Genomic DNA, 16151 nt, shown 5'->3' on the forward strand with positions numbered 1-16151 from the left:
CCGTAAGTCGGGCAGGGTCGTATCTGCCGCAAACTTAATTACAAGGCGCGGGGCCGTCTGTGACGCCTTGGCACAGCGACTCAACGGTGATCCATCCTGCGTCAGTCACAACGGTCAGGTTGTCCGCAGTAATCGGGACAGGGGCCAAGAACATGGAAGTGATTTCCGTCCCTGCTGGGGAGGTCCATTTGGCCGATCCGTCAACCATGGAGGCCGCGTCGCCCGCCAAAGTTGCCGCGATAGTGCCTGCGGCCTTGCCCAATTCACGGGCGTCCTTCCACACAGAAACGGTTTGAGTGCCCAAGGCAACGCGGTTCAGCGCCGCGTGGTCACCGTCTTGGCCGGACACTGGAAGCCCTTCCATGCCTTGCGCCGTCAAAGCCGCAACAACGCCGCCCGCAGTGCCGTCATTAGAGGCCACAACCGCATCCACCTTGTTGTCTTTGGCGGTTAGGATCTGCTCCATGTTGCGCTGCGCATTGGCGGGCAACCAGCCGTCTGTGTAGGCTTCGTCAACGATGGTGATTGCACCGCTATCGATTGCGGCTTGCAGGATTTCTTGCTGGCCGCCACGCAGGAAGTCTGCATTTGGATCAGTCGGAGACCCTTTGATCATGACGTAGTTGCCGGTTGGCTGAGCCGAAAATACGGCGCGGGCCTGCATGCGGCCAACCTCGACGTTGTCAAAGGTCAGGTAGAAGGCGCGGCTGTCTTCGATCAGGCGGTCATAGGCCACAACAGGGATGCCTTCTGCGTCGGCGGCGTCAACTGCCGGCCCGATTGCTGCAGAATCCTGAGCCAAGATGATCAGGGCGTCTACGCCCTGAGCAATCAGGCTTTCGACGTCGGATAGCTGCTTGGCCGACGAAGACTGCGCATCGGCGGATACATATTTGGCACCTGCGGCTTCAAGCGCGGCCTTGATGGCGGCTTCATCCGTCTTCCAGCGCTCTTCTTGAAAGTTTGACCAGCTTACGCCGACGGTCACAGCATGGCCGTCAGCAAAGGCTGCAGAACCAAAGCCAGAGGCCGCAACTGCGGCTGCGATGATATATTTATTCATGTTGTTCCTCCCTAGTGGTTCCCCTGTAATGGATCAGGGGGCGAGTCAGGCGACTCGGGGAACAGAGTGCATCTATTTAATTCAGTTTGCAAAATAATAAATCGCAACTTGAGCGATATTGCTGCGAATTTCGTGATATCTACCTCCACTCTTGTCGAAAAGGGGGGCGTTATTATGGGTGGACGTATCGTGCAGAGGGGTATTAAGTTTACAAGATGAATAATATTGATGTTGATGGTAAAAAGACCGATCAGCCCACGGGATGCGGGCCGCTATTGTCTCGCAGCCAGGCAAGTGATGCCCCTTTGCGGCAACAGATATTTCAACATGTGCGGGCCAATGGTCACGCGGCTCGGTCGGATATAACCCGTGCGTTGGACATCAGCGCGGGAAGTGCCACTACCTTGACTGCCGATCTGATCGCCTGCGGGCTGTTGCGTGAAGTGGATAGCCCCATGCGTGACACTGGCCGAGGGCGTCCTCCCGTTGCTTTGGAAGTTGTCTCCGAGGCTGCCTATGTGATCGGAGTTAAACTGTCCTTCCGGCAACATTCGGCAGTCTTGTCAGATTTTGCCGGAAATGTGGTGGCAACTGCGGTGCTGCCTGCCTCCGGAAAACGCGGCACAGTTGCTCAGTTGATGAATGAGGTCTCGGGCCTTATCGATATGGTGATCAGGGCCGCTGGCAAGGTCGAAAGCGACATCAAAGCTGTGGGCATTGGGTTGCCTGGAATTGTGGATTTCGCCTCTGGCATGGTGCGGTGGTCGTCGCTGCTGCAAGACCCGAATGAGGATCTGCGCACCTCCTTTGCGCAGCGCTACGATATGCCGTTGTTTTTGGACAATGACACCAACATGTTGACCCTTGCGGAGCTATGGTTCGGGGTCGGACGAGACATGACTGATTTTGCCATTGTCACGATTGAGAATGGGGTCGGCATGGGGCTTGTGGTGAACAACCGGCTTTACCGTGGGACCCACGGCATGGGGCTGGAGCTTGGGCACACGAAGGTTCAGCTGGATGGAGCCTTGTGCCGCTGCGGTCAACGGGGGTGTTTGGAAGCCTATATCGCGGATTACGCCCTCACGCGCGAGGCCGCTACGGCGCTGGACCAAGACATCGCAACCCCGCGCGACCCCGAAGCCCTGTTGGATTTGCTGTTCCGTCAGGCCAACGCGGGTCACTCGGCGGCGCAGACGATCTTTCGGCGGGCAGGGCGGTATCTGTCAGCGGGGTTGTCAAATGTCATTCAATTGTTTGATCCCCCGTTGATCATATTGTCCGGAGAGCGGATGCAGAACGACTATCTCTATGCCAAGGACGTGTTTGAGGAAATGCATCAACTGACCCTGTCGGACGGGCGGCAACCCTGCCAAATCGAAATTCATCCATGGGATGACTTGGTCTGGGCAAGGGGGGCCACCGCGCCCGCGTTGTCGGCGCTGACGGATGTTCTGGTCGGCGGGCTTGAGGTGCAAAAACTTTGAAGTATGTGGCTCTCATGGCCTTATGCGTGAGCCAGCAAGCGTGGGCAGAGCCACATTTCAGCGACCGCTCCGCAGAGCTTCCACACCATGTCTACGGCGGCGGCTGGGAGCATTTCGTCGGCGGAGGTCTTGCGGTATTTGACTGCAACGCAGACGCCTTGCCCGACGTCTTCGCAGCCGGTGGCGAAAATCCCGCGGCAATGATCCGCAATGAGGGCGAGTTCTCTTTCTCGCAAGTGGATATTCCGACCCTGACGGGGGTAACGGGCGCATATCCGATTGATCTGGATGCGGATGGGTACATGGACTTGTTCGTTCTGCGCGTCGGCAGCAACCGCGTGCTAAAGGGCGGGGCTGAGTGTCGCTTCACGGATGCAACGGCCGAGTTCGGTTTGCCAGTAGACGATGCATGGTCCACCGCCTTCACCGCGTGGTGGGAAAGTGACCTGTCACGGCCGGTTCTGGCCATTGGAAACTACGTGGACCGCGCGGATCCCAACGGGCCGTTTGAGGCCTGTGATGACAACGCGATTTTGCGTCCCACCGAAGACGGCTATGCCCGATATGCTTTGACCCCGGGGTTTTGCCCTTTGTCCATTCTAGCAGCCAAGGACGCCCGAGGTCGCCCGACTTTGCGCCTGTCAAACGATCGGCATTACTATGTGTCCGGCGGGCATGAGCAGATGTGGGACATTCATGACCGGCGCTACTTGGGGCAGGAAGACGGCTGGCAGAATGTGTCGCTCTGGGGCATGGGGATCGCCAGCCGTGATCTAAACGCAGATGGTTTGGATGAGGTCATGCTGACCTCTATGGGGGACCAATTGTTGCAATTCGCAATGCCCGATGGCGCCTATCAGGCGGCGGATTATGCCATCGGCACCTATGCGCAGCGACCGCATACAGGCGGGGACGGGCGCCCCTCTACCGGTTGGCACGCTGAGTTCGGGGATGTCGACAATGACGGTCGTGCGGATTTGTTTATCGCGAAGGGCAATGTGGATCAGATGCCTGGTATGGCGACACGCGACCCCAACAATCTGCTGATACAGGCCCTTGATGGCACTTTCTTGGAGGTGGCGGCACAGGCGGGGATTGCGACGCTGGACCGTTCTCGCGGAGCCGCCTTGGCAGATTTCGACTTGGACGGGCGGCTTGACCTCATTGTGTCGAACCGCCGCGCGCCGCTGGAACTATATCGCAACGAGACAGCCAACACGGGCAATTGGCTTGGCGTGTCCTTGTGGCAATCTGGCGGCAATCGTCATGCTGTCGGGGCGACAATCGAGGTTGAAACGTCAATGGGGTCTCAGACCATTCAGCAAACCATCGGTGGCGGGCATGCAGGCGGTCAACATTTGCCGCGTCATTTTGGGCTGGGCGAGCAGAACACCGCCACGATACACGTGCATTGGCCCGATGGCAGCACGTCGCAACATCGGTCGGACGCGGGGCGAAACATTGTGCTGACGAAGCCTTAATCGCCCGTTGGCACCTTTAGCCCGCTGGGGAGGTTTGTAGGAATGCCCAAGCGTCCGGTGACGCTGATCGGGTCGGTCAAGCTGTCCAGAAACGCGATCAAATCTGACAGGTTCTCTTGGGTCAACTGCACAGGCCTTGCCTGAACCGCATCCGCAATGGCCTGCAACTGGTGCAGGTCATCCATCACCGCAAAGTCGAGTGCCTCATAGGGCGGCAAAACCGCTTGTGATCTGTCGTAGTGAAACAAGGCCCGCGCAGGATCGGCGTGATCCAGAATGAACTGATCGAGGTCTTTATGGGCCCCTGCGTGGCCGTAGGGGCCGGTCAGCGCCACATTCCGCAAGGATGGAGTGCGGAACGCATATAAGTCCTCAGGCCGCCCCGTCACCCGAAAACGCCCCTCGTCCTTGTGGTGGGTTTCGAAGCTGGCAGCCTTTCCGGGCCCGATTTGTGGGGCAGCCATGGCGTGAAACTTGTGATCGGTTAGGAAAGGGCCGCTGTGGCATTCAGCACAACCGGCCGCCCCGTAGAAAAGCTGCGCACCGCGGTGCGCCGGACCTGTGGGATGGCGATCGCCGCGCAAAACCGCGTCGAAGGGCGCGCTGTCAGACCGCCACTCATGCGCCATGAAGACCGCAATGGCGTTGGAAATGTCGGTGAAGGCGATGTCATCAGCGGTGTTAATATGCGGGTAAACTGTCGAAAATTGCGCCGCGTAGGCGTCAATGCCCGCGACGCGGCGTGCAAGCCGGTCCCATGCCCCGCCATCGCCGGTTATGATGCCTTGGCGAATGAGGCGGGCGATATCATTTTCCCCATGAGAGCCCGCCATTTCGTCGCGACTGAGAACGGGGAACATCGTCTGAGCAGAAAGAACCGAAGCAAACCCGAGCGACATATCCGCATCCATCGGGCTGCGCAGACCATTCGGTTGCGCAGGGTCGGCTTCGAGGCGACCGTCATGGAACAGGCTGGTGAACTCTTTGGCCCCAAGGTTGAACAAAGCGGGTGAATTTCGCGGGATACGTTCCTCTGGGAGGTTTTCGGCATTGGCGCGGCGATGTTGCCCGAAGCCGGTGCCACCATCCCCAAATGACAACGAGACACCATCTGACGTGCCAAAGCGCGGGTGATGGCACGTCGCACAGGCAACTTCTTTGTTGCCCGACAAAATGGGGTCGTAAAACAAGAGCTGGCCTAATTTGGCTTCTTGCAAATCTATGGCCTCATAGGCGTCCTCGGTAATCGGGGAAGGATAGGCCACTTGTGCTGCGCAGAAGGACGAAGTTGCCAAAAGGCAGAAGGTTGCAAAGGCGATGACATGCATGTGCTTTACTCGGATGTGGGACATAGCTGTGGAGCTGCAGTTATACAGTTCCTCCAATATGGGTTGCCTGCAAGACAAAACGTCTCATCTATGGTGGTGCTCCCTTGACCGTGGCCAATTATGTGATCACAGTTTGCGACATGCTTATAAATTCTGCCAAACCAGAGCCCAGCGGCGCGACCAATGAGTTGATTTATCGACGTTTGCGCGCGCAAGTCATGCATGGCGAGCTTCTGCCGGGGTCCGCCAAAACCCTGCGCGGCATCGGAGCGGAGTTTGGCGCGTCGATGACCCCCGCGCGCGAGGCAATGCGGCGCTTGGTGGCGGAAGGCGCATTTACATTGTCGTCCTCGGGGCGAATATCGACGCCTGAATTGTCAAACGACCGGATAGAAGAATTGGCAGCCCTGCGCGCGCTACTGGAGCCGGAGTTGGCCGCCCGCGCATTGCCACGCGCACATCTGGCGCTGATCGACCGGCTGCAATCCATCAATGGCTCGATTGCTCAGGCCATCACCCGCCAAGACCCCGTTGGCTACATCCGCACCAATCTGGAGTTTCACCGCACTTTGTACTTGCGTGCGCAAGCTCCGGCGATGTTGGCGATGGCGGAAACAGTATGGCTGCAGATGGGCCCGACAATGCGTAGCCTTTATGAGAAGTTGCGACGCTCGGAGTTGCCGCAACACCACCGGCTCATCGTCGCGGCCCTGAAAGCCGGAGATGAACCGGGGCTAAGATTGGCGGTGCGTGCGGATGTAACTCAAGGGCTAAGGATGCTTGCGCAGTAGCGCCTTGGGCGGACCTTGCGGCCCGCCCAAGAATTGAATGTGGGGCGCTGCCCCACGCCCCGAGGTATTTTCGAAGCAATGATGGGGCAGCAAGCGTTTAGCTGTGAATAGGGCCGTCACCGCAAGCCAAGGCTGCTTCACGCACGGCTTCCGAATAGGTCGGATGTGCGTGGCATGTGCGGGCAAGATCTTCGGCGGCGGCACCAAATTCCATCGCAACACAGATTTCATGGATCAAATCCCCCGCCATTGGGCCAATGATGTGAGCCCCCAATATGCGGTCCGTATCTTTGTCTGCGAGGATTTTTACGAAGCCCTCGCCGGCGAAATTGGCCTTGGCGCGACCATTGCCCATGAAAGAAAACTTGCCGACCTTATAGGCGTGACCTGCGTCTTTCAATTGTTCCTCGGTGAGGCCAACATTGGCGACTTCGGGATGGGTATAAATCACTCCGGGGATGACGTTGTAATTCACATGGCCCTTTTGACCCGCGAGAACCTCTGCAACACCCATGCCTTCATCTTCGGCTTTATGTGCCAGCATCGGACCCGAAATTGCATCGCCAATGGCATAAATGCCTTTTACTGACGTCGCCCAATGTGCGTCGGTTTTGATTTGGCCGCGCGGTTCTAGCTCGACGCCCAATTCGGTCAGCCCAAGGCCGTCTGTGAAGGGTTTGCGGCCAGTGGCAACCAGAACGACATCTGCATCTTCCACGTGCTCGCTGTCGTCTTTTCGCAGCTTATAAGTGACCTTGGCCTTGTTGTTTTTAACCTCAACCCCTTGCACGGCGGCCCCTAGTTGAAACTCTAGACCTTGCTTTTTCAAAGTGCGCTGGAAGGTTTTGGCAAGATCAGCATCCATGCCCGGGGTGATGGCATCGAGAAATTCTATGACCTTCACTTCCGCGCCCAAGCGTTTGTAAACAGATCCCAGCTCCAACCCGATAACGCCAGCGCCAATGACCACCAGTTTCTTCGGGATTTTGCCCAGTTCTAACGCGCCGGTAGAGGACACGACAACTTTTTCATCGATATCCACGCCGGGCAAAGTGGACACTTCGGAGCCGCTGGCGATCACGATGTTTTTGGCCTCGTGGACCTCGTCGCCAACTTTGACCTGACCGGCAGCGGGGATGGACGCCCAGCCTTTGATCCAGTCGATTTTGTTCTTCTTCATCAAGAATTCGACGCCTTTGGTGTTGGTATCGATCACGTCATCTTTGTAGGCGAGCATCTGCTTCCAATCGACGGAAGGTGCTTTGCCCTTCAGGCCCATTTTGGCGAAGTTGTGCTCTGCTTCGTGCAACTGATGCGATGCGTGAAGCAAGGCTTTGGACGGGATGCAGCCGACGTTCAAGCAGGTCCCGCCGAGGGTCTCGCGACCTTCCACAATGGCGGTTTTCAGGCCAAGTTGAGCACAGCGAATGGCGCAGACATAGCCGCCGGGGCCGGAGCCGATGATGATGACGTCGTAGCTAGACATTGAGGTATCTCCTTACCTGTATGAGGCGAAATTGGGTGTCGGCATTTTGTTGAGGCGGCTTTTCATATCAAAGCCGCGATGAGCATGGTGATGGTTGCGAAGAAGCCTACCGTCCAGACGACCGAGCGCCAAGGCGACAGACCGTACGCATAGGCGGGGACGTATAGCACCCGCGCGATGAGGTAGAGGTAGGCGCATGTTTCGGTCACAGGAGAACTTTGCTTGCCCAATGTGACGACGACCACGGAGAGGGTGAATAGGATCAGTCCCTCGAAGTGGTTGTTCAAGGCGCGTTGCAAGCGACCGGCGATCCCCGACAGCTCCGGCTTGATGTCACGCGGGCCAAGGCTGACTTTGGTGCCAACCTGTCTCGTTGCGGCGACCGAGTAGAGGCAGAACTGAACCGCTTGGAGAAGGCCTGCGAGGGCGAGGATGGTGAGTTCAGTAGTCACCTTAGAACACCTTTACTGCGGAGGCGCCAGAGTATGGGGGTTGGCAACGCTACGATCAAAAGAACCACTAGTGTGGCGAGAATGGTTTTCATACGATTGCCCCAAAACCCCGCTTCGGTTGGTTTGAGGAGTGCGCGAAGGGGGCTAGCCCCACGGCTCGCGACGTCTTGTTCGGACGCAAAACCTGCGGCGGGCAGGTTCGGGTTGAGGGAATAGTCAATGAGCGACACGATATTGGAAGGAACAATTGCGACCAACACCACCAGTGCGGGCCAGAAAGCCCAGCGGCGTCTTTGCCGCGTTCCTTCAAGAAGCATGATAGCCGCAAGGAAAGTTGCCGCTGTCGGGACCAAGCCCAAAACCAACGCCATGTCAAAGCTGTAGGCGCGCATCAAAGTTTGAAACAGCCCCACTGCAGTAACAAAACAAATGCCCGCAGCCACCAGATAGACGGTCCATATTGCCATTCGCTGGCTGGTAGATAGGGGAGGGTTCACGGACATTTAACTATCTGACGCCTTCTTGCCTGCTTTGTTGGCCCAGACAATAGTGCCATCATTCGGGCAGCGTAATGTTCCATCTCTGGAGCCATCCTCATTGGTGCCTTTGAGAAATCCACCCGCGCCTTGGAAACGCCGATAAGGCGTATCACCTTTGCCCGAGTTCGGGCCAACACCTACCACGATGCGGATTTCATCTGTGAAATCGCATTTTGGGCAGGTGAGGGATGTGGGTGAGAGGTAGGCCATTGGGGTCCTTAAAGAGGGCTGGGTGAGCTCAATCACGGGATTGTTCGGCGAAATCAAATTGAGAGGACTTCAAAGCCCAAACAACGAAGCCCCAACCCAACAGGTCAGGCAACGACAATATGACAGCCGCAAGCAATGGATCTAGAATAGTATCGCCAGGGCGGAGTGGTGCACGAAAAACTCCAACTGCATATACAAACAGGGTTGCGGTCAATCCGAGCGTCGCCAACCAAACCTGTCTGGAAGTATCACGAAAGATGTCGATTAGTAGCCATAGTGCTATAACAGGAACGATGAAACCGAGGGCCCTCAAAGCAAGCGGGAAGCGCTCTGGAAATAAACCTTGATCCAGAACATCAAACACGACCAAAGCTAGAAATAGGCCGACAAACAGTGCAGCGGCCCATACTCGTTTTCTCCTAAAGCGCAGTTGCACTTTTACAAATCCATTAGCAACCGACGTGGATCCTCAAGCGCCTCTTTCACGCGAACCAAGAATGTCACGGCACCTTTGCCGTCGACGATGCGGTGGTCATAGGACAGCGCCAGATACATCATCGGGCGGATCACCACTTGACCATTGATCGCCATCGGGCGGTCTTGGATTTTGTGCATGCCAAGGATGCCGGACTGTGGCGGGTTCAGGATCGGCGAGGACATCAGCGAGCCGTAAACGCCACCGTTAGAGATGGTGAAGCTGCCGCCCTGCATTTCTGCCATGCTGAGTTTGCCGTCACGTGCGCGTGCGCCTTTCTCGGCGATGGCCTTCTCGATATCCGCAAAGGACATCTGGTCGGCGTCGCGGATAACCGGAACAACCAGACCTGTAGGTGTGCCCGCAGCGATGCCCATGTGGACGTAGTTTTTGTAAACCACATCGGTGCCATCGATTTCGGCGTTCACATCCGGCACTTCTTTCAGCGCGTGAACACAGGCCTTGGTGAAGAAGGACATGAAGCCAAGTTTTACGCCGTGCTTCTTGAGGAACAGGTCTTTGTACTCGTTGCGAAGCGCCATCACCTCGGTCATGTCGACCTCGTTGTAGGTGGTGAGCATCGCGGCGGTGTTTTGGCTTTCCTTCAGGCGGCGCGCAATGGTCTGGCGCAGGCGGGTCATCTTCACCCGCTCTTCACGAGAGGCATCATCGGCAGAGACCGGAGCGCGCGGTGCAGAGGCAGCCGGAGCCGGAGCGGCAGGGGCCACGACTGCTTTCAGCGCATCTTCCTTCATCACGCGACCATCGCGGCCAGTGCCTTGGACGGTTGCAGGATCAATCCCTTTTTCGGCCATGATCTTATTGGCGCTTGGGGCGTTCTCGACGTCTTTTGCGCCACTTGCAGCAGGCGCAGAAGCGGTGGTTGCGGACGCCGCAGGTGCCGCGGCAACAGCCGCACCACCGGAAGACGACAGAACCGCCAGTTTCGCGGTCGCGTCTACGGTCGCACCTTCACCCGCAAGGATTTCCACGATGGTGCCTGCGGCTGGGGCCGGAACCTCAACAGAAACCTTGTCGGTTTCCAGCTCGCACAGCATTTCGTCCTGCGCGACAGTGTCGCCTACTGCTTTGAACCAAGTGGAAACGGTGGCCTCTGAAACTGACTCGCCCAGTGTCGGGACCATCACGTCGACCGTGTCACCACCTGCAGCAGGTGCAGGGGCAACTTCAGCGGTTGCTGGGGCTGCGGCGGGGGCAGCGTCGCCCTCGGAGACTTGCGCCAACAGGGCGTCAACGCCAACGGTTTCGCCTTCGGCGGCGACAATTTCTGACAAGGTGCCAGCGACGGGCGATGGGACTTCGACGGTCACTTTGTCGGTTTCCAGCTCGCAGAGCATTTCATCGACGGCAACAGTATCACCAGGTTTTTTGAACCAAGTTGCTACAGTGGCTTCAGTGACACTTTCGCCAAGGGTTGGGACGCGGATCTCGGACATATTAGTTTCCTTTGACTGTCAGCGCATCGTTCACGAGTGCTGCTTGTTGTGCTTTGTGTTGGCTGGCCAGACCGGTCGCAGGCGAGGCAGCGGCGGCGCGACCAGCGTAAACCGGACGCGAGTGTTTCGCATTAATTCGGGTCAAAACCCATTCGATGTTTGGCTCCATGAAGGACCATGCACCTTGGTTTTTCGGTTCTTCCTGACACCAGATCATTTCGGCCTGCGGGAAGCGTTCCAATTCCTTCACCGCCGAGATGGCAGGGAACGGATAAAACTGCTCAAACCGCAGAAGGTAGACGTCGTCAATGCCGCGCGCGTCGCGCTCTTCCAGCAGGTCGTAATAGACTTTGCCGGAACACATAACGACGCGCTTGATCTTGTCATCAGCCTTCAACGTCGTATCGGAATTGCCCTGCTGGGCATCATCCCAAAGCACGCGGTGGAAGCTGGAGCCATCGGTGAATTCTTCCGCCTTGGACACGGCCAATTTGTGGCGCAGCAAGGATTTCGGCGTCATCAGGATCAATGGCTTGCGGAAATCGCGGTGAATCTGGCGGCGCAGAATGTGGAAGTAGTTGGCGGGCGTTGTACAGTTGGCCACGATCCAGTTGTCGCCGCCACACATGGTTAAGAAGCGCTCAAGACGTGCAGAGGAGTGCTCTGGGCCTTGGCCCTCATAGCCATGCGGCAACAGACACACGAGGCCGGACATACGCAACCATTTGCTTTCACCGGAACTGATGAACTGGTCGAACATGATCTGCGCGCCGTTGGCGAAGTCACCGAATTGGGCCTCCCATAGGGTCAGCGCGTTTGGTTCAGCCAGCGAATAGCCATACTCAAACCCCAAGACCGCGTATTCGGACAGCATGGAGTCGATGACTTCATACTGTGATTGCCCCGCGCGAATGTTGTTGAGCGGGTAGTAGCGTTCCTCGGTGTCTTGGTTGATCAGGCCCGAATGGCGGTGGCTAAATGTGCCGCGTGTGCAGTCCTGACCGGACAGACGCACAGGATACCCTTCCGTCAACAAAGAGCCGAACGCCAAGGCTTCGCCCGTCGCCCAGTCGATGTTTTCGCCGGTGTCAAACATTTTGGCCTTAGATTCCAGCAAGCGCCCGATCGTTTTGTGCAAGGGGAAGCCGTCTGGCGCGGTGGACAAGCCACGACCGACCTCCTGAAACGTATCGTTCGAGATAGAGGTTTGCCCGCGCTGGTAGTTTTCAGCATCGCGCTTGTCCAGATGCGACCACTTTCCATCCAGCCAATCGGCTTTGTTTGGCTTGTAGTCTTTGCCGGCTTCGAATTCGTCGTTCAGATAAGACTGGAAGGAGGCTTTCATATCCTCGATCTCGCCCTCTGGGATCAATCCATCGCGCACCAAACGTTCGGTATAGAGCGTCAGCGTGGTCTTTTGCTTCTTGATCTTTTTGTACATCAACGGGTTGGTGAACATGGGCTCGTCGCCCTCGTTGTGTCCGAAGCGGCGGTAGCAAATGATGTCGATCACCACGTCTTTGTGGAACTTCTGGCGGAACTCCGTGGCGACTTTGGCCGCATGAACCACCGCTTCCGGATCATCGCCGTTCACGTGAAAGATCGGGGCTTCCACCATAAGCGCGATATCCGTCGGGTATGGCGAGGAGCGCGAGAAATGCGGCGCGGTGGTGAAGCCGATTTGGTTGTTGACCACGATGTGCATGGTGCCGCCGGTCTTGTGGCCTTTCAGGCCCGACAGACCGAAGCCTTCGGCCACAACGCCTTGGCCCGCAAAGGCCGCGTCGCCGTGCAACAGGATCGGCATGCAAGTGATGCGGTCTTCGTCGTTGTTCTGGTCTTGCTTGGCACGCGATTTCCCCAACACAACAGGGTTCACCGCCTCTAGGTGTGACGGGTTGGCGGTCAGCGAAAGGTGGACGTTGTTGCCGTCAAATTCGCGGTCGGATGATGCACCAAGGTGGTATTTCACGTCGCCGGAGCCATCGACATCCTCGGGCTTGAAAGAGCCACCTTGGAATTCATTGAAGATCGCTTTGTAGGGTTTGCTCATCACATTGGCGAGCACCGACAGGCGGCCGCGGTGGGGCATGCCGATGACGATGTCTTTGACGCCCAAGCTGCCGCCGCGTTTGATGATCTGCTCCATCGCGGGTACGAGGCTTTCGCCGCCATCAAGGCCGAAGCGCTTGGTGCCCATATATTTGACGTGCAGGAATTTCTCGAAGCCCTCGGCCTCGACCAGCTTGTTCAGGATCGCTTTGCGGCCCTCGCGGCTAAAGGTGATTTCCTTGTCCCAGCCTTCGATGCGCTCTTTCAGCCAGCCCGCTTCTTCGGGGTTGGAGATATGCATGTACTGCAGCGCAAAGGTGCCACAGTATGTCCGCTTCAGGATCGACACGATTTCGCGCATCGAGGCTGTTTCTAACCCCAGCACATTGTCGATAAAAATAGGGCGGTCCATGTCGGCTTCGGTGAAGCCGTAGTTCTTTGGCTCCAGCTCGGGATGGGGTTCCGGCTCTTTCATGCCCAGCGGATCAAGATTCGCGGCAAGGTGGCCACGGATACGGTAGGCGCGGATGATCATGATCGCACGAATACTGTCGAGCACGGCCTGTTTGACCTGCTCGTCCGAGACGGCCACACCTCTTTCGGCCGCTTTGCCTTTGATCTTCTCGGCGGCTTTTTCCGGTTCGGCCCATTGGCCGTCCAACGCTTGGGTCAGGTCATCGCTGGGTTGTGGTGGCCAGTCAGCGCGCGCCCAAGATGGCCCTGCGGCTTCTTGCTTCACGTCCAGATCGGCGTCACCCAAGGCCTTGAAGAAATCCCGCCAGCCCTCATCGACTGCATTCGGATCGTTGGCGTAGCGCGCATATAGCTGTTCCAGATACTCGGCGTTGTGCCCTTGCATGAAGGAAGACGCGTGAAACTGGTCGTTCGAGGAGTGCTCGGTCATGTTGGGACCTCGTTAGGGTTGGGACCGTAGTGATTGGGGGCGGGTGTGGAGGGGAGGATCATTTGCCCGATCAGTGGGCCCATGATCACAAAGGGGATAATCGCGCACACGGCCAAAACGGCGATGGCGATGAGTGTGAAAATTATCGTGCCAAAGGGAAAAAAGGCCGCGAGCGGGCTGAATGGTAGCACAAACAATAACGGTAATGCTGAGAGCCACAACAATGGCCAAAGCACTTGTGACCCGGGCTCGTCCGTGTCCTGAAGCCGTCTGGAGGTCGCAGACCAAATTGGAAGACTGATTGCGAGACACAAGAGAGTTTTATGAGGAATTGAATTCGTTACAACGTCTGCGGCGATGATTTTTTCCGTCAAAAATGCTGTCGCGAAAGCCCAGACTGGTGCAAACCACCAGAACTCTGAACGCGAAGCACGACCAGTGAAAACCGGAAACTTGAGTAGACCGTTGAGTACAGCTTGAACGGGGCCCATCAGTTGCCCTCCGAAGCGAAGTTCGCTTGCGTTTGAACGATGCCACTTACGGTAACAGGGGCATTGATTTTCGCGGCAAGGCTGTCGGCGTTCAGGACGGTGGTCGTCCAAATCCCGCCCTTTTCGGCTTTGGTTGTCACGGGCGAGCCGAAATCCTTGGAGCCTTGTCCGGTGACGCTGGCGGACGACAGCGCGAAGCGGCAGATGATGTTGACGGTAGAAGGAGTTGGTTGGAGCCATTGTACCAAAACAGCCTCAGCATCCGCGCCGATTTGGCGGGTCAGGATGCGGGTCTTACTTTGGGGGATGTCTTTCTTCTTTGCAAAGCCAGCGACGGTTTTGCGCTGCAGGTCGACAATTGCTTTGAGCTGCTCACCACCGGTGTCGCCATTGGCGTAGAAGGCCACTTGGGGCCAGATCAACAGCTCGATGGTGTCTGAGGATAGGTCGCCCTCGGGGACCAGAACCCAGCCTTGCTGCGCTAAGACGTCAACGGTATCGCTAACATTTGCGTGCGGCAAGTGGCATGCTTCGATGGAGGCAGACATTTCGGTGAGGGTCTGGGCGCTGGCCACAAGGGAAGTGGCCGCCAAAGCGGTGCTTGCGCACGCTGCCATGGCGACCGCTTTGATCATTTTGCGATCGCTGCCAGAACGGCTTCGCCCAAGCCTGCGGGGCTTTCAGCCACAACGATACCAGCGGATTTCATCGCTTCGATCTTGCTTTCCGCGTCGCCTTTGCCGCCAGCGACGATCGCGCCCGCGTGACCCATGCGACGGCCAGGAGGGGCCGTGCGACCAGCGATGAAACCAGCTGTTGGTTTCCAACGGCCTTTTTTCTTCTCGTCAGCCAAGAACTGCGCGGCTTCTTCCTCGGCGGAGCCACCGATCTCGCCGATCATGATGATCGACTGAGTTTCGTCATCTGCAAGGAACATTTCCAGCACGTCGATATGCTCTGTGCCCTTGATGGGGTCGCCACCGATGCCAACAGCTGTGGACTGGCCCAGACCGGAGTCTGTGGTTTGTTTCACAGCTTCATAAGTCAGCGTGCCGGAGCGCGAAACAACACCAACAGAGCCGCGCTTGTGGATGTGACCCGGCATAATGCCGATTTTGCAGGCGTCAGGTGTGATAACGCCCGGGCAGTTCGGCCCGATCAGGCGGGAGGAAGAGCCTTCCAGCGCGCGCTTCACTTTCATCATGTCGAGAACTGGAATGCCCTCGGTGATGCAGCAGATGAACGGGATTTCCGCGTCGATGGCTTCCAGAATGGAATCCGCCGCGAAGGGGGGGGGGACGTAGATCACGGTCGCATCCGCGCCAGTGCGCTCCACGGCTTCGTGGCAGCTGTCGAAGACAGGCAGGTTCAGGTGGGTTTGACCGCCTTTGCCGGGTGTTACGCCGCCAACCATTTGTGTGCCGTAAGCAATTGCTTGTTCGGAGTGGAAAGTGCCCTGAGAGCCGGTAAAGCCCTGACAGATTACCTTGGTGTTTTCGTCAATGAGAATGGCCATGTGGGCCTCCTAGTTTAACTCGGTTGTCGCGGCGACGTAGCCGTCTTCGCGAATATTTGTTTTGATGCCCGGTTTCATGGCGCGGAGTTGGTTCAGTATACGAATTTTGGATGCGCGGCTTGCTTCGACGCGTGGGTCTGACAGTTTACCATTGGGTTCTTCCAGCATCGCCACCATCGAACAAGATTTTCCACTGATGCTAAACTGTAGATCAAAGTTGCTATGGCGATACGTATCGTTACCTAACTCCACAAAGGGGAACACAAGGCGCTTTTCAGGAGCATCTGACAGGCAAACATGTCTGAAAAGACCTGTAACTTCGGGTGCGGGGACCAGCGTTTTACCTTTCGGCACAGTTGGTTGGCAGCCAATCATGACTGCCAATGTACTGATCAAGATAATTTCGCGGCCGAACATCA

At 57.2% G+C, this 16151-nt stretch carries 16 protein-coding genes; 3 read left to right on the top strand and 13 right to left on the bottom strand.

Features of this window, described 5'->3' with window-relative positions; genetic code table 11:
* Positions 1–34 precede the first annotated feature (34 nt).
* The gene (gene xylF / locus Q0746_RS11965; protein WP_298260544.1) at positions 35–1063 is read right to left on the bottom strand and encodes a D-xylose ABC transporter substrate-binding protein; all 1029 of its coding nucleotides are present in this window, start codon (positions 1061–1063) and stop codon (positions 35–37) included.
* 215 nt (positions 1064–1278) lie between these two features.
* Here xylF and Q0746_RS11970 point away from each other — a divergent pair, with 215 nt between their 5' ends.
* Both Q0746_RS11970 and Q0746_RS11975 read left to right on the top strand, forming a co-directional pair.
* Positions 1279–2550: an ROK family protein gene (locus tag Q0746_RS11970; protein WP_298260546.1), complete on the top strand. Its 1272-nt coding sequence runs from the start codon at positions 1279–1281 to the stop codon at positions 2548–2550.
* Between the two features lie 14 nt (positions 2551–2564).
* Positions 2565–4031 carry a CRTAC1 family protein gene (locus Q0746_RS11975; protein WP_298261267.1) on the top strand — a complete coding sequence of 489 codons (1467 nt, stop codon included), beginning with the start codon at positions 2565–2567 and terminating at the stop codon, positions 4029–4031.
* On the opposite strand, the gene Q0746_RS11980 is transcribed toward Q0746_RS11975, so the two are convergent.
* A complete protein-coding gene (locus Q0746_RS11980; protein WP_298260548.1) occupies positions 4028–5383 on the bottom strand; it encodes a cytochrome c peroxidase in 1356 nt (451 codons plus the stop codon). The genes Q0746_RS11975 and Q0746_RS11980 overlap by 4 nt on opposite strands.
* Positions 5384–5499: 116 nt before the next feature.
* On the opposite strand from Q0746_RS11980, the gene Q0746_RS11985 reads away from it, so the two are divergent.
* Complete coding sequence (locus Q0746_RS11985; RefSeq protein WP_298260550.1) at positions 5500–6150, top strand: GntR family transcriptional regulator; 651 nt, start codon at positions 5500–5502, stop codon at positions 6148–6150.
* A gap of 97 nt (positions 6151–6247) precedes the next feature.
* Here the strand turns inward: Q0746_RS11985 and lpdA are convergent, their stop codons facing one another.
* The 11 genes from lpdA to Q0746_RS12035 all read right to left on the bottom strand — a co-directional run bounded on the left by lpdA (position 6248) and on the right by Q0746_RS12035 (position 16149).
* The gene (lpdA, locus tag Q0746_RS11990; protein ID WP_298260552.1) at positions 6248–7636 is read right to left on the bottom strand and encodes a dihydrolipoyl dehydrogenase; all 1389 of its coding nucleotides are present in this window, start codon (positions 7634–7636) and stop codon (positions 6248–6250) included.
* A 62-nt stretch (positions 7637–7698) separates the two neighbouring features.
* Positions 7699–8088 carry an MAPEG family protein gene (locus Q0746_RS11995; protein WP_298260554.1) on the bottom strand — a complete coding sequence of 130 codons (390 nt, stop codon included), beginning with the start codon at positions 8086–8088 and terminating at the stop codon, positions 7699–7701.
* Positions 8085–8555, bottom strand: coding sequence for a hypothetical protein (locus Q0746_RS12000; protein ID WP_298260556.1), 471 nt, complete (start codon positions 8553–8555; stop codon positions 8085–8087). Before Q0746_RS12000 ends, Q0746_RS11995 begins: the two co-directional genes overlap by 4 nt.
* A 36-nt stretch (positions 8556–8591) precedes the next feature.
* Complete coding sequence (locus Q0746_RS12005; RefSeq protein WP_298260558.1) at positions 8592–8837, bottom strand: hypothetical protein; 246 nt, start codon at positions 8835–8837, stop codon at positions 8592–8594.
* 28 nt (positions 8838–8865) lie between these two features.
* The gene (locus Q0746_RS12010; RefSeq protein WP_298260560.1) at positions 8866–9273 is read right to left on the bottom strand and encodes a hypothetical protein; all 408 of its coding nucleotides are present in this window, start codon (positions 9271–9273) and stop codon (positions 8866–8868) included.
* 2 nt (positions 9274–9275) lie between these two features.
* Complete coding sequence (odhB, locus tag Q0746_RS12015; protein WP_298260562.1) at positions 9276–10769, bottom strand: 2-oxoglutarate dehydrogenase complex dihydrolipoyllysine-residue succinyltransferase; 1494 nt, start codon at positions 10767–10769, stop codon at positions 9276–9278.
* A gap of 1 nt (position 10770) precedes the next feature.
* Positions 10771–13725, bottom strand: a complete 2955-nt coding sequence (locus Q0746_RS12020; RefSeq protein ID WP_298260563.1) for a 2-oxoglutarate dehydrogenase E1 component — start codon at positions 13723–13725, stop codon at positions 10771–10773.
* The gene (locus tag Q0746_RS16740) at positions 13722–14216 is read right to left on the bottom strand and encodes a DUF805 domain-containing protein (protein ID WP_363322761.1); all 495 of its coding nucleotides are present in this window, start codon (positions 14214–14216) and stop codon (positions 13722–13724) included. Before Q0746_RS16740 ends, Q0746_RS12020 begins: the two co-directional genes overlap by 4 nt.
* The gene (locus tag Q0746_RS12025; protein ID WP_298260565.1) at positions 14216–14833 is read right to left on the bottom strand and encodes a hypothetical protein; all 618 of its coding nucleotides are present in this window, start codon (positions 14831–14833) and stop codon (positions 14216–14218) included. Before Q0746_RS12025 ends, Q0746_RS16740 begins: the two co-directional genes overlap by 1 nt.
* Before the next feature lie 14 nt (positions 14834–14847).
* Positions 14848–15732 (bottom strand): succinate--CoA ligase subunit alpha, encoded by an 885-nt coding sequence (gene sucD, locus Q0746_RS12030; protein WP_298260567.1) that lies wholly within the window; start codon positions 15730–15732, stop codon positions 14848–14850.
* A gap of 9 nt (positions 15733–15741) precedes the next feature.
* On the bottom strand, positions 15742–16149 hold the full coding sequence (locus Q0746_RS12035) for a hypothetical protein (protein ID WP_298260569.1): 408 nt from the start codon (positions 16147–16149) through the stop codon (positions 15742–15744).
* Positions 16150–16151: the final 2 nt, after the last annotated feature.

Source organism: uncultured Litoreibacter sp., from assembly GCF_947487515.1.
Lineage (GTDB): Bacteria > Pseudomonadota > Alphaproteobacteria > Rhodobacterales > Rhodobacteraceae > Litoreibacter.

Excerpts from the sequence above, each read along its gene's own strand:
- Q0746_RS12025 (WP_298260565.1), bottom strand. The coding sequence starts at position 14,833 with ATGGCAGCGTGCGCAAGCACCGCTTTGGCGGCCACTTCCCTTGTGGCC.
- Q0746_RS11970 (WP_298260546.1), top strand. The coding sequence starts at position 1,279 with ATGAATAATATTGATGTTGATGGTAAAAAGACCGATCAGCCCACGGGA.
- Q0746_RS11985 (WP_298260550.1), top strand. The coding sequence starts at position 5,500 with ATGCTTATAAATTCTGCCAAACCAGAGCCCAGCGGCGCGACCAATGAG.
- Q0746_RS12035 (WP_298260569.1), bottom strand. The coding sequence starts at position 16,149 with ATGTTCGGCCGCGAAATTATCTTGATCAGTACATTGGCAGTCATGATT.
- Q0746_RS12005 (WP_298260558.1), bottom strand. The coding sequence starts at position 8,837 with ATGGCCTACCTCTCACCCACATCCCTCACCTGCCCAAAATGCGATTTC.
- Q0746_RS12020 (WP_298260563.1), bottom strand. The coding sequence starts at position 13,725 with ATGACCGAGCACTCCTCGAACGACCAGTTTCACGCGTCTTCCTTCATG.
- Q0746_RS12000 (WP_298260556.1), bottom strand. The coding sequence starts at position 8,555 with ATGGCAATATGGACCGTCTATCTGGTGGCTGCGGGCATTTGTTTTGTT.
- Q0746_RS11980 (WP_298260548.1), bottom strand. The coding sequence starts at position 5,383 with ATGTCCCACATCCGAGTAAAGCACATGCATGTCATCGCCTTTGCAACC.
- xylF (WP_298260544.1), bottom strand. The coding sequence starts at position 1,063 with ATGAATAAATATATCATCGCAGCCGCAGTTGCGGCCTCTGGCTTTGGT.
- Q0746_RS16740 (WP_363322761.1), bottom strand. The coding sequence starts at position 14,216 with ATGGGCCCCGTTCAAGCTGTACTCAACGGTCTACTCAAGTTTCCGGTT.
- lpdA (WP_298260552.1), bottom strand. The coding sequence starts at position 7,636 with ATGTCTAGCTACGACGTCATCATCATCGGCTCCGGCCCCGGCGGCTAT.
- Q0746_RS11975 (WP_298261267.1), top strand. The coding sequence starts at position 2,565 with ATGGCCTTATGCGTGAGCCAGCAAGCGTGGGCAGAGCCACATTTCAGC.
- odhB (WP_298260562.1), bottom strand. The coding sequence starts at position 10,769 with ATGTCCGAGATCCGCGTCCCAACCCTTGGCGAAAGTGTCACTGAAGCC.
- sucD (WP_298260567.1), bottom strand. The coding sequence starts at position 15,732 with ATGGCCATTCTCATTGACGAAAACACCAAGGTAATCTGTCAGGGCTTT.